Origin of the sequence: Pseudomonas onubensis (genome assembly GCF_965653655.1) — a bacterium.
GTDB lineage: Bacteria > Pseudomonadota > Gammaproteobacteria > Pseudomonadales > Pseudomonadaceae > Aquipseudomonas.
Genome location: NZ_CBFHAZ010000067.1, coordinates 17,105 through 35,435, shown reverse-complemented (window position 1 = coordinate 35,435; position 18,331 = coordinate 17,105). Strand labels below are relative to the sequence as shown.

Here is an 18,331-nt window from a genome sequence, read left to right as displayed (position 1 = left end):
GCTCGCGAATGCGGTGCATCAGTGACTCATAAGCTGACTGACGCACCGCATTCGCGAGCAAGCCCGCTCCCACATTTGATTTTCATCGCCCCCGACAATTGCGCATTTAGTCAGCTTGCTATCAATTTTTATTGCCGCTAGTGGCCAATACACATATGGTTACAAAACAGCAGCAAGGACGAGTGATGACCAGGGATCACTAATAAGACAGCCAAAATGAGTGCATGACATGTCCACCACAACGGGCAAAGGCAAGGCGATTTTTCGCGTTGTCAGCGGCAACTTCCTCGAAATGTTCGACTTCATGGTCTACGGCTTCTACGCCACGGCCATTGCCAAAACCTTCTTCCCCAGCGACAGCGCCTTCGCCTCGCTGATGCTATCGCTTGCAACCTTCGGCGCCGGCTTCCTGATGCGGCCACTGGGCGCAATTTTCCTCGGCGCCTACATCGACCGCCACGGCCGTAAAAAGGGCCTGGTCATTACCCTGGCCATGATGGCTGCGGGCACCATCCTCATCGCTTGCGTGCCCGGCTACGCCACCTTGGGCGTCGCGGCGCCGTTGCTGGTGCTGTTTGGCCGGTTGCTGCAAGGCTTCTCCGCCGGCGTCGAGCTGGGCGGTGTGTCGGTGTACCTGGCGGAAATCGCCACGCCGGGCCGCAAAGGCTTTTTTGTCAGTTGGCAGTCCGCCAGCCAGCAGGCTGCGGTGGTGTTTGCCGGTTTGCTCGGCGTAGGCCTCAACCACTGGCTCAGCCCTGAAGAGATGGGCGACTGGGGCTGGCGTGTACCGTTCCTGATCGGCTGCCTGATCGTGCCGGTGATCTTCGTGATCCGCCGTTCGCTGGAAGAAACCCCTGAGTTCCAGGCACGTAAACACCGCCCTACCCTGCAGGAAATCGTGCGCTCGATCGGCCAGAACTTCGGCATCGTCATCGCCGGCATGGCGCTGGTGGTGATGACCACCGTGTCGTTCTACCTGATCACCGCCTACACGCCGACCTTCGGCAAGGCCGAACTGCACCTGTCCGACTTCGACGCATTGCTGGTGACGGTGTGCGTGGGCATTTCCAACTTTATCTGGCTGCCGGTGATGGGCGCGGTGTCCGACAAGATCGGGCGTAAACCCTTGCTGCTGGCGGCGACGATTCTGGCGATTCTGACGGCGTATCCGGCGCTGTCGTGGCTGGTGGCAAATCCGAGCTTCAGCCATTTGCTGATTGTGCTGCTGTGGTTGTCGTTCCTGTATGGCTCGTACAACGGGGCGATGGTGGTGGCGCTTACCGAGATCATGCCGATTGAAGTGCGCACCACTGGGTTTTCGCTGGCTTATAGCCTGGCGACCGCGACCTTTGGTGGGTTTACGCCGGCGGCCTGTACTTATTTGATCCATGTGCTGGATAACAAAGCGGCGCCGGGGATTTGGCTGAGTGGCGCGGCGGTGTTGGGGTTGATTGCGACGTTGGTGCTGTTTAAAGGCAATCGGCATGAATTGCGGACGGCGCAGGCTTCGGTGGTTGGCGGAGCTTGATAGACCGCTTTCGCGAGCAAGCCCGCTCCCACATTTAACCGTGTATAGCCTGAAAAAATGCGGTCGAATGTGGGAGCGAGCTTGCTGGCGAAGAGGCCCTGACATTCACCACAAAACCAGCAGACACAAAAAAGCCCCGAACCAGTCGGGGCTTTTTCATTTACTGCTGATGCTTAGCGCGGGAATGCTGGCGGGTTAACCCCGGCCATGTCTTCCATCACACGAACCACCTGGCAGCTGTAGCCGAACTCGTTGTCGTACCACACGTACAGCACAACGCGGTTGTCCTGGGTAATGGTCGCTTCAGCGTCGACTACACCGGCGTGGCGCGAGCCTACGAAGTCGGTGGACACCACTTCCTGCGAGTTAACGAAGTCGATCTGCTTATGCAGGTCGGAGTGCAGCGCCATGTAGCGCAGGTACTCGTTCATCTCTTCACGGGTGGCGGCTTTCTCAAGGTTGAGGTTGAGAATGGCCATCGACACGTTCGGCGTCGGTACGCGGATAGCGTTACCGGTCAGCTTGCCGGCCAGCTCAGGCAGGGCCTTGGCAGCAGCGGTGGCAGCACCGGTCTCGGTGATCACCATGTTCAGCGCGGCGCTACGGCCACGGCGATCGCCTTTGTGGAAGTTGTCGATCAGGTTCTGGTCGTTGGTGTACGAGTGAACCGTTTCAACGTGACCATTCACGATGCCGAACTTGTCATTCACAGCCTTCAGCACCGGCACGATGGCGTTGGTGGTGCAGGAAGCGGCGGACACGATCTTGTCGTCAGCGGTGATTTCACCGTGGTTGATACCGTGCACGATGTTCTTGAGCTTGCCCTTGCCAGGCGCAGTCAGCACAACGCGGTCGATACCTGGGCAGGCCAGGTGCTGGCCCAGGCCTTCGGCATCACGCCATACACCGGTGTTGTCCACCAGCAGCGCGTCTTTGATGCCGTACTGGGTGTAATCCACCTCGGCCGGGTTCTTCGCGTAGATCACCTGGATCAGGTTACCGTTGGCGGTGATGGTGTTGTTTTCTTCGTCGATGACGATGGTGCCATTGAACGGGCCGTGCACCGAGTCGCGACGCAGCAGGCTGGCGCGCTTGGTCAGGTCGTTCTCGGCGCCTTTGCGCACGACGATGGCACGCAGGCGCAGGCCGTCGCCGCCACCGGTTTTTTCGATCAGGATGCGCGCCAGCAGGCGGCCGATACGACCGAAGCCGTACAACACCACGTCAGTACCTTTGCGGGCAGCGGCGTTTTGCTGGCCAACCACTTCGGCCATTTCTTCACGCACGAACTGCTCGGCGCTGCGGCCGGCGCCTTCTTTGCGGAACTTGTAAGCCAATTTGCCCAAGTCTACCGAAGCCGCGCCGAGCTTGAGCTCGCTCATGGCTTTAAGCAGTGGGAATGTTTCGTGGACGGAGAGTTCGCTGTCGTCGGCGGAACGGTGACGCGCAAAGCGGTGCGCTTTGAGAATCGCGATGACAGACTGGTTGATCAGGCTGCGGCCATAGATCGAGCTCACCACATTGTTATTGCGGTACAGCTGACCGATAAGCGGAATCATCGCTTCAGCGAGTGCTTCACGGTCGATCCATTCACCAAGACACTGGTCGGGCTTCTGAGTCACGGGAACCTTCCACATGTAGGGGCAGAAAAAAGGGGCTACATTATGTCGTCCGACTGCCCGTTGAGCAATGCGCCGACCGCAACAAAAAGCCCTTGCAAAAAAATACCACCCGGCTACAGGCCAGTAAATACGCGGGTTCCAGAAGGCCACCCATGCCGCGATAGTGCCAACTTGTCCGTAACCCTCCGAAACATCCGCGCGAAATGGCACTACATATTGAGTCAAAACCCTCGATTGTTTGTCTTAGCCACTACATTTCCTGCAAACCGTAATAGGCTCAGTCAGCAACTGACAGGCGGCACCTTGGGCCGCTACAATTACCGACTTTGTCGCAACGCTTGGAGCTCAACCTTCCGTGCCCGTTCTGCGTCTACCGCTTCTCCCTGCTGCGGCAGGTAAACAGCACTGGGGCAACCTGCCCGGTGCCGCCCTGAGCCTGGCCATTGCCGAGGCTGCCAGCGCAGCCAAGCGCTTTACCCTGCTGCTCACCGCCGACAGCCAAAGCGCCGAGCGGCTGGAGCAGGAGCTGAGCTTCTTCGCCCCCGATTTGCCGGTGCTGCATTTCCCCGACTGGGAAACCCTGCCCTACGACCTGTTCTCGCCGCACCAGGACATCATTTCCCAGCGCATCGCCAGCCTCTACCGTCTGCCGGAACTGGCCCACGGCGTACTGGTGGTGCCGATCACCACCGCCCTGCACCGCCTGGCGCCGACCAAGTTCCTGCTCGGCAGCAGCCTGGTGCTGGATGTAGGCCAGAAGCTCGATGTGGAGCAGATGCGCACGCGCCTGGAAGCCAGCGGTTACCGTTGCGTCGACACCGTGTACGAACACGGCGAGTTCGCGGTGCGCGGTGCGTTGATCGACCTGTTCCCGATGGGCAGCAAACTGCCGTACCGCATCGACCTGTTCGATGACGAAATCGAGACGCTGCGTACCTTCGACCCGGACAACCAGCGCTCCATCGACAAAGTAGAGTCGATCAAGTTGTTGCCGGCGCGCGAATTCCCGCTGCAAAAAGACGCGGTCACGCGCTTCAAGGCGCGCTTTCGCGAACGCTTCGACGTCGACTTCCGCCGCTGTCCGATCTTTCAGGATTTAAGCAGCGGGATTACACCGGCCGGTATCGAGTACTACCTGCCGCTGTTCTTCGACGAAACGTCCACGCTGTTCGATTACCTGCCCGCAGACACCCAAGTGTTCTCGCTGCCGGGCATCGAGCAGGCCGCAGAAAACTTCTGGAATGACGTGCGTAACCGCTACGAAGAGCGCCGCGTCGACCCTTCGCGGCCTTTATTACCGCCCGCCGAGTTGTTCCTGCCGGTGGAAGACTGCTTCGCCCGCCTGAAAAACTGGCCGCGCGTGGTCGCCAGCCAGCAAGACGTGGACGCCGGCAGCGGTCGCGAACGGTTCCCGGCGAGCACGTTGCCGGACTTGGCGATCCAGGCCAAAGCCACCCAGCCACTGGAAGCGTTGTCGAATTTCCTTGGCGATTTCCCTGGCCGTGTGCTGTTTACCGCCGAATCCGCCGGCCGTCGCGAAGTGCTGCTGGAGTTGCTGGAACGCCTGAAGCTGCGCCCGAAAACCGTCGACAGCTGGCCTGACTTTGTGAAAAGCAAAGAGCGCCTGGCAATCACCATCGCCCCGCTGGACGAAGGCTTGTTGCTGGACGATCCGGCGCTGGCACTGATCGCCGAGAGCCCGCTGTTCGGCCAGCGCGTGATGCAGCGCCGTCGCCGTGAAAAACGCGCCGACGCCAACAACGACGCGGTGATCAAGAACCTCACCGAACTGCGCGAAGGCGCGCCCGTGGTGCATATCGACCACGGCGTGGGCCGCTACCTGGGTTTGCAGACCCTGGAGATCGACAACCAGGCCGCCGAATTCCTCACCATGGAATACGCCGAAGGCGCCAAGCTTTACGTGCCGGTGGCCAGCTTGCACTTGATCGCGCGCTATACCGGCAGCGACGACGCGCTGGCGCCGTTGCATCGCCTGGGCTCCGAGACCTGGCAGAAAGCCAAGCGCAAGGCCGCCGAACAGGTGCGCGACGTGGCGGCCGAGTTGCTCGACATCTACGCCCGCCGTGCCGCGCGCGAAGGTTATGCGTTCGCCGACCCGAAAGCCGACTACGCCACGTTCAGCGCCGGCTTCGCCTTCGAAGAAACCCCGGACCAGCAAACCACCATCGAAGCGGTGCGCGCCGACATGCTCGCGCCCAAGCCGATGGACCGCCTGGTGTGCGGCGACGTGGGCTTCGGCAAAACCGAAGTGGCCATGCGCGCAGCCTTTATTGCGGTGCACGGTGGCAAGCAAGTGGCGATTCTGGTGCCGACCACCCTGCTCGCCCAGCAACACTACAACAGCTTCCGCGACCGTTTTGCCGACTGGCCGGTGAGCGTGGAAGTGATGAGCCGCTTCAAGTCCGCCAAGGAAGTGAACGCCGCCGTCGCCGATTTGGCCGAAGGCAAGATCGACATCGTGATCGGCACGCACAAGCTGCTGTCGGAAGACGTGAAGATCAAGAATCTGGGCCTGGTGATCATCGACGAAGAACACCGCTTTGGTGTGCGTCAAAAAGAACAGCTGAAAAACCTGCGCAGTGAAGTCGACATTCTTACGCTCACCGCGACGCCGATCCCACGCACGCTGAACATGGCGGTGTCGGGCATGCGCGACCTGTCGATCATTGCCACGCCGCCGGCGCGGCGTTTGTCGGTGCGCACCTTTGTGATGGAGCAGAACAAAAGCACGGTCAAGGAAGCCTTGTTGCGTGAACTGCTGCGCGGCGGGCAGGTTTACTACCTGCACAACGACGTGAAGACCATCGAGAAATGCGCCGCCGACCTCGCCGAACTGGTGCCGGAAGCGCGCATCGCCATCGGCCACGGGCAGATGCGCGAGCGCGAACTCGAACAGGTCATGAGCGACTTCTACCACAAGCGCTTCAACGTGCTGATCGCCTCGACCATCATCGAGACCGGCATCGACGTGCCGAGCGCCAACACCATCATCATCGAGCGCGCCGACAAGTTCGGCCTGGCGCAACTGCACCAGCTGCGTGGCCGTGTCGGCCGTAGTCACCACCAAGCCTATGCCTACCTGCTGACTCCGCCGCGCCAACAGATCACCTCCGATGCCGAAAAGCGCCTGGAAGCGATCGCCAACACCCAGGACCTCGGTGCCGGTTTTGTACTGGCCACCAACGACCTGGAAATCCGTGGCGCGGGCGAACTGCTCGGCGACGGCCAGAGCGGGCAGATCCAGGCGGTGGGTTTCACCCTGTATATGGAGATGCTCGAGCGCGCGGTAAAAGCCATCCGCAAGGGCGAACAACCGAACCTCGACCAACCCTTGGGCGGCGGCCCGGAAATCAACCTGCGTTTGCCGGCACTGATTCCCGAGGACTACCTGCCCGACGTGCATGCGCGGCTGATCCTGTACAAGCGCATCGCCTCGGCCACCGACGAAGAGGGCCTCAAGGACCTGCAGGTGGAGATGATCGACCGTTTCGGCCTGCTGCCCGAGCCGACCAAGAACCTGGTGCGCCTGACGCTGCTGAAATTGCAGGCCGAACAACTGGGTATCAAGAAGGTCGACGCCGGGCCGCAGGGCGGGCGCATCGAGTTCGAGGCGCAAACGCCGGTGGACCCACTGGTGCTGATCAAGCTGATTCAGGGCCAACCCAACCGCTACAAGTTCGAAGGGGCTACGCTGTTCAAATTCATGGTGCCGATGGAGCGTGCCGAAGAACGCTTCAATACCCTGGAGGCGCTGTTTGAGCGCCTCATCCCGAAATCTGCTTGAAGGACGCCCCCATGCGCCTGTTCCGCATTCTGAGCTTGTTGTTGGTGGTGGTCGCACCTTCGGCGTTTGCCGACAGCCCGTACCTGGTGGAAATGATCCTGGTGCGCCAGAACGCCGAGCCGGTGATTAATAGCCGCGCCGCGCCGGAAAACTGGGATGCCGGCGCGGCGCGGCTGCCGACCGACAAGCTGAGCCCACCGCGGCTGGGCAACATCGTCGACAAGCTCAGCGCGGACAACAGTTACACGGTATTGCTGCACCGCGCCTGGGATCAGAACCTGGGCGAGCAACCGGTGAAGCTGGCCATTACCGACGGCCAGGAGCAGTTCGGCCAGTTCCCCATCGAAGGCACGCTGAACCTGCAGCTTGGGCGTTTTACCGATATCGACGCGAACTTCTGGATCAACCAGTTCGACGCCAACGGCAGCGTGATTGCCAGCGAACACCTGAGCCAGCAAGACGTGCGCACCAAGAACAACCAACTTAATTACCTCGATGGCGGCCACTTGGCGCTGCTGATCAAGATCACGTCGCTGACCGCCAAACCACCCAGTGCGCCACCGCCCGACATTCAGGACTGATCCAGCGCCATGCCCCTGACGTCGTCGTTGACCAAACCCCTGGCCCCTTCGTGGGCCAATCGCTTTAAAGAGCAAAGCCTTGAGCGCGGGCGGCGCTACGCCCTGGAAAACCGCGTGCGCATCGTCGAGTCCGGCGACAGCACCATCATCGCCAGCTGCGAAGGCTCGGGCGGCAATGTTTACCGACAAACCATCTCGCTGCGCGAATCGGCCAAGGGCACGCTGATCCTGGTGGACAGCCGCTGCACGTGCCCGGTGCACACCAATTGCAAACACATCGCGGCAGTGCTGCTCAAGGTCCAGGAAACCCTGGCCTACCCGGCCGCTGCGCAAGATGCCGAGCTGCTGGAAAAGCTCCAGGCCGTGCTGGATAACCGTGTGGTGCTGCCACAAGTGGTCATGGAAGAGGTGCGGCCGGTGCCGCGCCTGTGGCTGGCCAGCGTCGAGTTCAGCGCGTTTGAACCGCGTAATGGCAAGATGCAGCGCTATATCCAGCACCGTGCGGCGCTGTCGTTCAATTACCTGGGCAACTATGTCAGCGGGCAGAAAAACGCCGACATCATCGTGCGCCAGGAAACCCAGAGCCTGCGCATCAAGCGCCATCCGGAGCTGGAGCAACCCTATCGCGAACAACTGCGCCTGCTGGGCTTCAAGATCGCCACGCGCCAGAGCAAGGCGCTGCCGGAGAGTGCCGGCGAGCTGTTCGAACTGGTCAATGACAGTGCGTGGCTGAACTTCACGCTCAACGCCTCGCCCACCTTGCGCGCCGAGGGTTGGGAGCTGCAAATAGAAGAAGATTTCGGTTTCGACCTTAGTGCCGTCGATGACTGGTACGCCACGGTCGATGAAGGCCCTGAGCGCGACTGGTTCGACCTGGAGCTGGGGATTATCGTCAATGGCGAGCGCTTGAGCCTGTTGCCGATCCTGCTCAACCTGATGCGTTCGCACACCGAAATCCTCAACCCGGAAAAACTCGCCCGGCGCCGTGACGACGAGCTGATCCTGGTGAATATTCCCGGCCTGCCCAACGGCCACGGCCCGCTGCAAGTGGCGTTGCCCTACGGCCGACTCAAGCCGGTGCTGGCCACCCTTGGCGAGTTTTACCTACAGGAAACCGGCACCACCAGCTTACGTCTGGCCAAAGCCGATGCCATTCGCCTGAACCCGCTGGAAGACCTGCCGCTGCAATGGGAAGGCGGCGAGAAGATCCGCAACTTCGCCCAACGCCTGCGCGACATCAAGGACTTCACCTGCGTGGCGCCCGAGGGTTTGAACGCGACCTTGCGCCCGTACCAGCTGGAAGGCTTGAGCTGGATGCAGTCGCTGCGCCAGCTCGATGTGGGCGGGATTCTTGCCGATGACATGGGCCTGGGCAAAACCTTGCAGACCCTGGCGCATATTCTCAGCGAAAAAGCCGCCGGGCGCCTCGACCGACCGTGCATGGTGGTGATGCCCACCAGCCTGATTCCCAACTGGCTGGATGAGGCCGCGCACTTCACACCGCAGCTGCGGGTGCAGGCGCTATACGGCGCTGGCCGTAAGAAACATTTCGCCAACCTGCAGGACTACGACCTGCTGCTGACCACCTACGCGCTGCTGCCCAAAGACATCGACACCCTCGCCGCCCAGCCCTTGCATGTGCTGATCCTCGATGAGGCCCAGTACATCAAGAACCCCAACAGCAAGGCTGCCCAGGCCGCGCGCGAGCTCAATGCGCGCCAGCGCCTGTGCCTGAGCGGCACGCCGCTGGAAAACCACCTGGGCGAGCTGTGGTCGCTGTTCCACTTCCTGCTGCCGGGTTGGCTGGGTGACGTAAAAAGCTTCAACCGTGATTACCGCGTGCCCATCGAAAAGCGCGCCAGCGAGGTGCGACTGCAGCACCTCAACGGTCGGATAAAACCCTTCCTGCTGCGCCGCACCAAAGAGCAGGTGGCCACCGAGCTGCCGCCCAAGACCGAGATCATCCACTGGGTCGACCTCAACGAGGCCCAGCGCGACGTGTACGAAACCATGCGCCTGGCCATGGACAAGAAGGTGCGCGACGAAATCACCCGCAAAGGCGTGGCGCGCAGCCAGATCATCATTCTTGAAGCGCTGCTCAAGTTGCGCCAAGTGTGTTGCGACCTGCGCCTGGTCAACGACGCCACCCTGCCCGCCCGAGGGAGCAGCTCGGGCAAACTCGACAGCTTGCTGGAGATGCTCGAAGAGCTGTTTGCCGAAGGGCGCCGGATATTGTTGTTCTCGCAGTTCACCTCGATGCTGAGCCTGATCGAAGCCGAGCTGAAAAAACGCGGCGTGCCCTACGCTTTACTCACCGGCCAGACCCGCGACCGGCGCACGCCAGTGAAGGATTTCCAGAGCGGTAAGCTGCAGATTTTTCTGATCAGCTTGAAGGCTGGCGGTGTGGGCTTGAACCTGACCGAGGCCGACACGGTGATCCACTATGACCCGTGGTGGAACCCGGCGACGGAAAACCAGGCGACCGACCGTGCGTATCGCATCGGTCAGGAGAAGCCGGTGTTCGTCTACAAGATGATCGCAAGAGGCACGGTGGAGGAGAAAATCCAACACCTGCAGAAGGAAAAGTCTGACCTGGCGGCGGGTGTGCTGGATGGGCGCACGACCGGGGATTGGCAGTTGGGTAATGAGGATATTGAGGCGCTGTTTGCGCCGTTGCCCAATAAGCAAGAGAAGCGCTGACGGTTGGATCGCTATCGCAGGCAAGCCAGCTCCCACCTTTGATTTGTGAATACATTCAAGGGTGGGAGCTGGCTTGCCTGCGATGGCAGCAACGCGGTGTTCAGCCAGGTAACGGCGCAAACAGCGCTTCGATATCCTGCTGCTCCAGCCTCCACCCAGCACTGGCCCCGCCTTCAAGAACCCCATCAGCCAACGCGGCTTTTTCCAACTGCAATGCCTGTATTTTCTCCTCCACCGTGCCCCGCGCGATCATCTTGTACACAAACACCGGCTTCTCCTGCCCGATGCGATACGCGCGGTCAGTGGCCTGGTTCTCTACCGCCGGGTTCCACCATGGGTCATAGTGGATCACCGTGTCGGCCGCCGTCAGGTTCAAGCCGGTGCCACCCGCTTTCAAGCTGATCAAAAACAACGGCACCTTTCCCTCCTGGAAGTTTTTCACTGGTGTACGCCGGTCAAGGGTGTCACCGGTCAGGATCGAGTACTCAACCTCACGTTGCTTCAACTCCTCCTCGATCAGTGCCAGCATTGAAGTGAACTGCGAAAACAGCAGAACACGCCGCCCCTCACTGAGCAATTCTTCAAGCATTTCCATCAAACCGCTCAGCTTGCCGGCGCCAGCGCGTGCCAGCCTGGACGCAGGCAGCGACTTGACCAGGCGCAAATCACAGCACACCTGCCGCAGTTTGAGCAGGGCCTCCAGAATAATGATCTGGCTGCGGGCGACACCATGCCGAGTGATTTCATCGCGGACCTTTTTGTCCATCGCCACACGCACCGTTTCGTACACGTCGCGCTGGGCGTCGCTTAAGTCCACCCAATGCACAATCTCGGTCTTGGGTGGCAATTCAGTCGCCACCTGTTCTTTTTTACGACGCAACAGGAACGGTTTGATCCTGGCGCCAAGGTGCTGCATGCGCTGAGCATTACCGTGTTTTTCAATCGGGGTACGGTACTCACGATTGAAGGTCTTGCTGTCTCCCAGCCATCCTGGCAACAGGAAATGGAACAATGACCACAGCTCGCCCAAGTGGTTTTCCAGTGGTGTGCCGCTTAAGCACAAGCGCTGGCCGGCAGCCAGTTGACGTGCCGCCTGGGCAGCTTTGCTGTTGGGGTTTTTGATGTTTTGCGCTTCGTCGAGAACCAACACACTCCAACGTTGCGGTTGCAAAACCTCAAGGTCGCGGGGCAGCAGCGCGTAGGTGGTCAGCACCAGATCGTAATCAGCCAACCGGGTGAAATCGGCTTGGCGCTGGGCGCCGTGCAGGGCCAACACATTGAGTTGTGGTGTAAACCGTGCGGCCTCGTCCATCCAATTGGGGATCAGGCTGGTGGGCATGATCGCCAAGGCTGGCGCGGTCAAACGACCGGCGTTTTTTTCCGTGAGCAAGTGCGCAAGAGCTTGCAGTGTTTTACCCAGGCCCATGTCATCACCCAGAATGCCACCAACGTCCAACTCCCGCAGGGTTTGCATCCAGTTCAAACCTTCGAGCTGATAACCGCGCAGCTCAGCGTTTAACCCCAAAGGGGCCGCGACGTGCACATGGGTCGACTCTTTAAGGCGCTTGGCGAAGTTTCGTACACGCTCACCGCCTTGCCAGACCAGGGGAATGCCGTCCAAATCGTTGAGGCGGGCCGCATCCGGCGCACTCAATCGCAGCGAATCACTGCCGGGCGCGCGTTGGTACAAGGTACCCAACGTCGCCATCAAGGGTTTAAGCCGACCATAAGTCAGCGCTACCTTAGTCCCCTCGCTAGTACCCAGGCTTACCAATATGCGCTCCTCGTCTGCGCGCTCCGCAATAAAAGTGGCGTCGAGCAGCTTGGGCTGGCGAACGATCAGCTCCAGCACAATGGGGAGCAGGCTATAGCGCGAGCCGTTGACCTCAATCCCCAGCTCAAGATCAAACCATTCGTGACCAGGAGACTCTTCAATATCCGCGTACCAAAGGTCCACGGCCTCGACATCGTAGTAAAAACCAGGGTGGATAATGATGTCCCAGCCGGCCTCTCGAAGGGCCGGCAGATGATGCTCAATAAAGTCCAACCAGGCGTCGTCAGTTGGCAGATCAAACATCTCGCCGGCGCTCTGCGGCAATGCCCGCGTCTTACGCGTGACCTTGGCAAAACCGAGCTTGGTCATGATTTTACGCAAGGCCTTCTCGGCCGAAGGCTTGCGTTGGATACGCTGGGTTTCGGTGCCGCTCAACACACGTATCTCAACGCCGTCCTTATCGGCGGTCAGCCTATCGCCGTAGCGAAAGGCCAGCGCAGCACGGTGTTCGAGCGACGGCATTTGCCTACGGTATTCAGCGCTATAAGAATAGGACTCGTCGCTTCCAAGTGTCAGACAAGCCTGCGGCTCAAGCGTATCGACAACGCGCTCAGTCAACTCACGCGGTGGCGGAATTTCGGCGCCCGCTGCGCTGAGACGATGACTGAACAACGCGACCTGACTTGCCGGAATTTCGGGCAAGGCGGACAAATGAATAGCCAGACGGTCGTCCATCTCATACTCGAGTGCCCCCAACTCCAGGGTATCCAGGTTTAAATAATGAAGCGGCGTAAGCGGCAAGATTTCGTGCAACTGCAGCTCATCGCTCAGCCACTGCGGTCGATAGCTACCGTCGGGCTGCGCCGCCCAATTGAAACGGGCAGCAAGCGTGGGGCCTGGATTGAGCGCCAACTGAGCATCAAACTCCACAAATAGCCGCCCGGTTTTGAGCGCCAGTGTGAGAACTTCGGCGCCGTCCGCGCCCTCCAGCGGGAAGCTGTTGCCGTAGCGCCCGTAGGCTCGCCCAACCAACAGCAGCCTGCAAATACGCTTGTCCATGTCGAGCATATAACCAGGCGCGCGTGCCAGGGTTTCATCCAGCGAATACACTGCTTTGACTTCGCTGTAGCCGCCTTTTTTCAAGAGGCGTGCCCGATATACGTACAGTGACCAGTTGTTTGAGTAAGGGTCCGGGTTGAGCTGGTACAGCAAGCAGGTGTTGCTGCCTTTGGGCAGCGACTCAACCTCTGGAGTAGCCGCTGGAAGGTTGCTAAGCCATTGCTCGATCTGCGGATTGAGGCGGTCGCTGGGTGCTTTTCTGGGTTGATCCTGCTCATTGGGCTGATCGGTCATCACGATAAGCTTGAATAAAGCAGCAGCGGCGTGTTTGCAGTCCACTGCCATAGGGCAGGCGCACACGCAATCGATATCGGTCCAGCGCGGGTCGTCTTTGGCCGGCAGGGAGATCGTCAGCGAATAGAAATTGCCACCGGAACCCTTGCACCTTGCGATGAGTCGTTGCTTCCCGACATCGACGACTTGGACGCGGCCCTGTGATGCGTATTCAAAACCACGGTCAAGGGTGCGAGGACTGAAGTTCTCTTGCCAGTCCAGATAAGCAAGACGTGTAATCAAATCATTCATGGGTGTGCACTTTACAGACCAAACGTTGGCGAGATAAAGGCAGATTCTTCCTGCCTACAAGTACGAAAGAGCTGCCATTGGACGCTGATACTTCCGACACGCTGGGCGTTAACTAAACGCCCTTTATCACTCAATCAACTGAGCAGCTCGAAGCGCCTCAATAGCCGCCAACCAACGCGGATCCTGCTTGTACTCCGTCGAAGCAATCGCCCGCCCGCGCATCCGCGCAATCCGCGCCGATGGCGTAACCTTCATCCGCTGCGCCGCAGTCAGTGCCAACTCCGCAGCCGCCCGGTCATTGCACACCAAGCCCATGTCGCAACCGGCCGTCAACGCCGCTTCAATTCGACTGGCCGCATCGCCGACCACATGAGCACCGGCCATGGACAGGTCATCGCTGAAAATCACCCCGTCAAATTGCAGCTCGCCGCGCAAAATGTCCTGCAACCAGCGACGCGAGAAACCGGCGGGCTGGGCGTCCACTTGCGGATAAATAACGTGCGCCGGCATCACCGCCGCCAATTGCTTGCTCAGGCGTGCGAAAGGCACCAGGTCATTTGCGCGAATCTGCTCCAGGCTGCGCTCATCATTGGGAATCGCGACGTGGGAATCCGCCTCGGCCCAGCCGTGGCCCGGGAAGTGTTTGCCGGTGGCGGCCATGCCGGCGCTGTTCATACCGCGAATGAATGCACCCGCGAGCACAGCAGCGCGCTCCGGGTCGCCCTCGAAGGAACGGGTGCCGACCACGGCGCTGCGCTGATAGTCGAGGTCCAGCACCGGGGCGAAGCTAAGGTCGAGGCCGACCGCCAGCACTTCGGTGGCCATGATCCAGCCGCACTGCTCGGCCAGGTATTCGGCATTCGACTTGTCCGCCAGCAGACGCATGGCCGGCAGGCGTACAAAGCCTTGGCGCAGGCGTTGCACACGACCGCCTTCCTGATCGACCGCCAGCAGCAGGTCGGGGCGCACCGCGCGAATCGCCGCGCTCAATTCGCGCACCTGTCGAGGGTGCTCGATATTGCGCGCAAAAATGATCAACCCGCCCACTTCAGGCTGGCGCAACAACTGGCGATCCTCGGCCGTCAGCCAAGTACCGGCCACATCGACCATTAACGAACCTTGCAGGGCAGCAGTCATAAACCTTCCTTAAATAACGCACACAACCCGTTGCCCTCACCTGACGCAATAAGCGCAGCGAGCACAACGGGTTGCGAGTAAATAGCTGAAATCGGCATGGCGGCTAGCTTAGCCGCCGCGCACACCTGGGGCAATCACGCCTTGGCGACGGCCGGCGTGGACTTGCTGCGCGGGCGCAGTTGCGCGGCGGCCATGGCCGGGTCGGTCACGCCGGTTTCGGCGCGCATGCCGGCGGCAAGGAACGGCACCATCAGGCGCATCACTTGTTCGATAGAGGTGTTGACGCCGAAATCGGTCTCGGCAATTGCGCGCAAGGCTTTGATGCCGGACATGCTGAACGCGGCGGCGCCAAGCATGAAGTGCACACGCCAGAACAGTTCGATCGGCGGAATACGCGGGGCGGCTTCGTTGACCAGCAGCATATAGCGGCGGAACACCTTGCCGTACATATCTTCCAGGTAACGGCGCAAGTGGCCCTGGCTCTGACTGAAGGCCAGCCCTAACAGGCGCATGAAGATCGACAGGTCATTGCCGCTGCGCGGTTGAACCACCAGCGCTTGCTCAACCAGGATTTCCAGCAGGTCTTCCAGGCTTGGCTTGTTTTCGGGCTTGGTCTGGCGACGCTCCAGCTCACGGTCGAGGCTGGCGCAGAACGGCCCCAAAAAGCGCGAGAACACCGCCTGGATCAGGGCTTTTTTCGAGCCGAAATGATAGTTCACGGCGGCGAGGTTAACCCCAGCCTTGCTGGTGATCAGCCGCAATGAAGTTTCAGCAAATCCTTTTTCCGCGAACAATTGCTCGGCAGCATCGAGAATGCGTTCAACGGTTTCCGACTGGGCCATGGCTACTCCGCCTGACAAACACTTGTTTGAAACATACGTTTCAGGGTGTGTCTTGTCAAGCCTGGAAGGCCGCTTTCCGGCCGGGCAGTCATCTATTTCATGCCTATTTAATCACATCCATACCGCTCTGTAGGCAGCGCTGTCTATGCCTTGTAGGAAGGGTGACAGATGACCGTCCAGCGGAGTGCCAAAAAAGGATGATTGCCAAGCGCAGTTCACTGTATATAATCCCAGTCACTGTATAAAAAGACAGAGCGATCAACATGCTAAAACTGACGCCACGCCAAGCTGAGATTCTGGCTTTTATCAAGCGCTGCCTCGACGACAACGGCTACCCGCCGACGCGAGCGGAAATTGCGCTGGAACTGGGGTTCAAGTCCCCCAACGCCGCCGAAGAACACCTTAAGGCCCTCGCCCGCAAAGGCGCGATCGAGATGACCCCGGGTGCTTCACGCGGTATTCGCATCCCTGGTTTTGAAGCCAAGGCCGACGAATCGACCCTGCCGATCATCGGCCGCGTCGCCGCCGGTGCGCCGATCCTGGCGCAGCAGCACGTCGAAGAATCCTGCAACATCAACCCGACCTTCTTCCATCCGCGTGCCGACTACCTGTTGCGCGTACACGGCATGAGCATGAAGGACGTGGGCATTTTCGACGGTGATTTGCTGGCCGTCCACACCACCCGCGAAGCCCGTAATGGCCAGATCGTCGTCGCACGTATCGGCGATGAAGTCACCGTCAAACGCTTCAAGCGCGAAGGCAGCAAGGTCTGGCTTATGGCCGAGAACCCTGAGTTCGCCCCGATTGAAGTGAACCTGAAAGATCAGGACCTGGTGATCGAAGGCTTGAGCGTCGGCGTCATTCGCCGCTAAAGGAGGCACCATGCAGCTCGTGCACACCCCGCAACACACACAACTGTCGCTGTTCGAGGCCTTTATGGCCCAACCCCTTGCGCCCATCCTCAAGGAAACGGTCGAGGCCCCTTGGGGCTCCGAACCTGAGGCGTTCAGTGAACTGTCGTTGCGCGGTGCTGCCGGGAGCTGCCTGAGCCTGCTGGCGCCGATCCTTCGCGAATTGAGCGAAGAGCAGGACGCGCGCTGGCTGACGCTGATCGCCCCGCCTGCCAGCCTGACCCAGGCCTGGCTGCGGGACGCAGGCCTCAACCGTGAGCGCATCCTGCTGCTGCAACCACGCGGCGCGCAAAGCGCTCAGCAACTGACATGCGAAGCCTTGCGCCTGGGGCGTAGCCATACGGTGGTGAGCTGGTTGAACCCGCTGAATGCGGCCGCCAAGCAACAGCTGATCAGCGCCGCGCGCACGGGCGATGCGCAGAGTTTGAATATTCGATTGGGGTAATGGGGTCTGATGCAGGCCAGCCCTTTGGAAGGGCTTGTTATGGCAGGTGAGCTTGTTGTGGCGAGCGGGCTTGTTGTGGCGAGCGAGCTTGCTCGCGCTGGGCTGCGCAGCAGCCCCAAAACCAGGCACCGTGGAATACCTGATACACCGCGCATTAGATCTATTCAGGGCCGCTTCGCAGCCCAGCGGGAGCAAGCTCCCTCGCCACAGAAGCCCGCTCGCCAGAGTGCTTCCCAGAACTATTCACACTGTTACTCAGTGAAGCACCCGCGGCCCATCGTCCTTCTCCGGTTCGCCTTCAGCCAGGCGACCAGCCATCTGCACACCCACGCTCAACATGGCTTTCGCCACTTCCACATGCTGGCCTTGCAGGAACGCTTTGGCGTCCTCGGAAAAATCCAAAATAACCAGAGAACCCTCGTCCTCAGCCCGGCGCAGCTCGATTCGGCCGTCAGGCAGTTCAACAATTTCCAGAAAGGACGTTGGCATATAAGTCTGTTCTCCACGAAAGGCCGGGATTATATCAGTCATCCACCCAGCCTCGCAGGGGATCTGAACAGGTTTCTTGACGGCTTGATGAATGGTGCTTATTGAGGCCTGCGCCGCACTTTCTATCTAACTGGGTTCAAATGTGGGAGCGGGCTTGCTCGCGAATGCGGAGTTTCAGTAAAGAATTCATTACAGACCCACCGCATTCGCGAGCAAGCCCGCTGCCACAGTTTTGATTCGCGTGTATCAGCAGTAGCGCCTCAACACTCGTTCAAGCCTTCACGAAACCTGAGCGCCATCTTCTTCAGTTCCTGACGCCAGCTTTCCAGCTCTTCGCGGCTCAAGGGCTTGGGCTCATCCGCTTCCAGCGCAACGGCCACGATCAGCGGCTGTGTCACATCGCCCTTGGGCACATGGGGAACACGCGGCGGCTGGAACATATCCGCATGCGCTTTGAGCAATCGCGCAACCCAACTGTCGGGGCTCTGCGCCATTTCCACCAGTTCGGCCAATTCAGGAATCGCCATGCTGTCCAGCACTTCGCGGTTCATGATCATTTCTGCGCGTGGTGCGCCTGCCTGGGGCAAGCGGTAGAACCCAGCAATTTCATGGCACAGGCCCAGCAAAGCGCCATAGAGGTGGAACAACGCCGCCTCACGCCCGGCCTGGACCAGCGCGATGGCATTCATCTCCTTCCCTTCCTCGGCGCGGCCAAGGGCTTCCAGGGACAAACCCGCGAAGTAAATTTTCTGATTGGTACGGGTATAGAGTTCGTTGGCCATAACGGCGGTCTCCACAACGAAATAAGCGTGATGCTGGCTGAACATTGTGGCGAGGGAGCTTGCTCCCGCTG

At 60.1% G+C, this 18,331-nt stretch carries 12 protein-coding genes; 6 read left to right on the top strand and 6 right to left on the bottom strand.

What is annotated here, in order from left to right:
* The first annotated feature begins 229 nt into the window (after window positions 1–229).
* Entirely contained in the window at window positions 230–1,528 is a 1,299-nt protein-coding gene (locus ACTD9P_RS20105) for an MFS transporter (protein WP_138816224.1), read from the top strand.
* Between the two features lie 173 nt (window positions 1,529–1,701).
* Here ACTD9P_RS20105 and ACTD9P_RS20100 read toward each other — a convergent pair whose 3' ends face one another.
* The gene (locus ACTD9P_RS20100) at window positions 1,702–3,165 is read right to left on the bottom strand and encodes a glyceraldehyde-3-phosphate dehydrogenase (RefSeq protein WP_138816225.1); all 1,464 of its coding nucleotides are present in this window, start codon (window positions 3,163–3,165) and stop codon (window positions 1,702–1,704) included.
* 340 nt (window positions 3,166–3,505) lie between these two features.
* Here ACTD9P_RS20100 and mfd point away from each other — a divergent pair, with 340 nt between their 5' ends.
* The 3 genes from mfd to ACTD9P_RS20085 are packed head-to-tail and all read left to right on the top strand — an operon-like array spanning window position 3,506 to window position 10,236.
* Entirely contained in the window at window positions 3,506–6,955 is a 3,450-nt protein-coding gene (mfd, locus tag ACTD9P_RS20095; protein ID WP_200430525.1) for a transcription-repair coupling factor, read from the top strand.
* 11 nt (window positions 6,956–6,966) lie between these two features.
* Complete coding sequence (locus ACTD9P_RS20090) at window positions 6,967–7,536, top strand: CsiV family protein (RefSeq protein ID WP_438869069.1); 570 nt, start codon at window positions 6,967–6,969, stop codon at window positions 7,534–7,536.
* 9 nt (window positions 7,537–7,545) lie between these two features.
* On the top strand, window positions 7,546–10,236 hold the full coding sequence (locus tag ACTD9P_RS20085) for a DEAD/DEAH box helicase (protein WP_438869067.1): 2,691 nt from the start codon (window positions 7,546–7,548) through the stop codon (window positions 10,234–10,236).
* A gap of 100 nt (window positions 10,237–10,336) precedes the next feature.
* On the opposite strand, the gene ACTD9P_RS20080 is transcribed toward ACTD9P_RS20085, so the two are convergent.
* From ACTD9P_RS20080 to psrA, 3 genes are all read right to left on the bottom strand, one after another.
* On the bottom strand, window positions 10,337–13,654 hold the full coding sequence (locus ACTD9P_RS20080; RefSeq protein WP_438869065.1) for a DEAD/DEAH box helicase: 3,318 nt from the start codon (window positions 13,652–13,654) through the stop codon (window positions 10,337–10,339).
* A gap of 126 nt (window positions 13,655–13,780) precedes the next feature.
* Window positions 13,781–14,791, bottom strand: coding sequence for a beta-N-acetylhexosaminidase (gene nagZ / locus ACTD9P_RS20075; protein ID WP_438869064.1), 1,011 nt, complete (start codon window positions 14,789–14,791; stop codon window positions 13,781–13,783).
* Window positions 14,792–14,925: 134 nt separating this feature from the next.
* On the bottom strand, window positions 14,926–15,633 hold the full coding sequence (gene psrA, locus ACTD9P_RS20070) for a transcriptional regulator PsrA (RefSeq protein WP_058419618.1): 708 nt from the start codon (window positions 15,631–15,633) through the stop codon (window positions 14,926–14,928).
* Between the two features lie 263 nt (window positions 15,634–15,896).
* Between psrA and lexA the strand changes: the two genes are divergently transcribed.
* Both lexA and sulA read left to right on the top strand, forming a co-directional pair.
* Entirely contained in the window at window positions 15,897–16,505 is a 609-nt protein-coding gene (gene lexA, locus ACTD9P_RS20065; protein ID WP_017137423.1) for a transcriptional repressor LexA, read from the top strand.
* A 10-nt stretch (window positions 16,506–16,515) separates the two neighbouring features.
* Window positions 16,516–16,989 carry an SOS-induced cell division inhibitor SulA gene (gene sulA / locus ACTD9P_RS20060; protein ID WP_065929180.1) on the top strand — a complete coding sequence of 158 codons (474 nt, stop codon included), beginning with the start codon at window positions 16,516–16,518 and terminating at the stop codon, window positions 16,987–16,989.
* 255 nt (window positions 16,990–17,244) lie between these two features.
* Here sulA and ACTD9P_RS20055 read toward each other — a convergent pair whose 3' ends face one another.
* Together ACTD9P_RS20055 and ACTD9P_RS20050 are read right to left on the bottom strand one after the other, a co-directional pair.
* Complete coding sequence (locus tag ACTD9P_RS20055; RefSeq protein WP_053255041.1) at window positions 17,245–17,478, bottom strand: hypothetical protein; 234 nt, start codon at window positions 17,476–17,478, stop codon at window positions 17,245–17,247.
* A gap of 260 nt (window positions 17,479–17,738) precedes the next feature.
* On the bottom strand, window positions 17,739–18,260 hold the full coding sequence (locus ACTD9P_RS20050; protein WP_438869063.1) for a DUF6586 family protein: 522 nt from the start codon (window positions 18,258–18,260) through the stop codon (window positions 17,739–17,741).
* Window positions 18,261–18,331 lie beyond the last annotated feature (71 nt).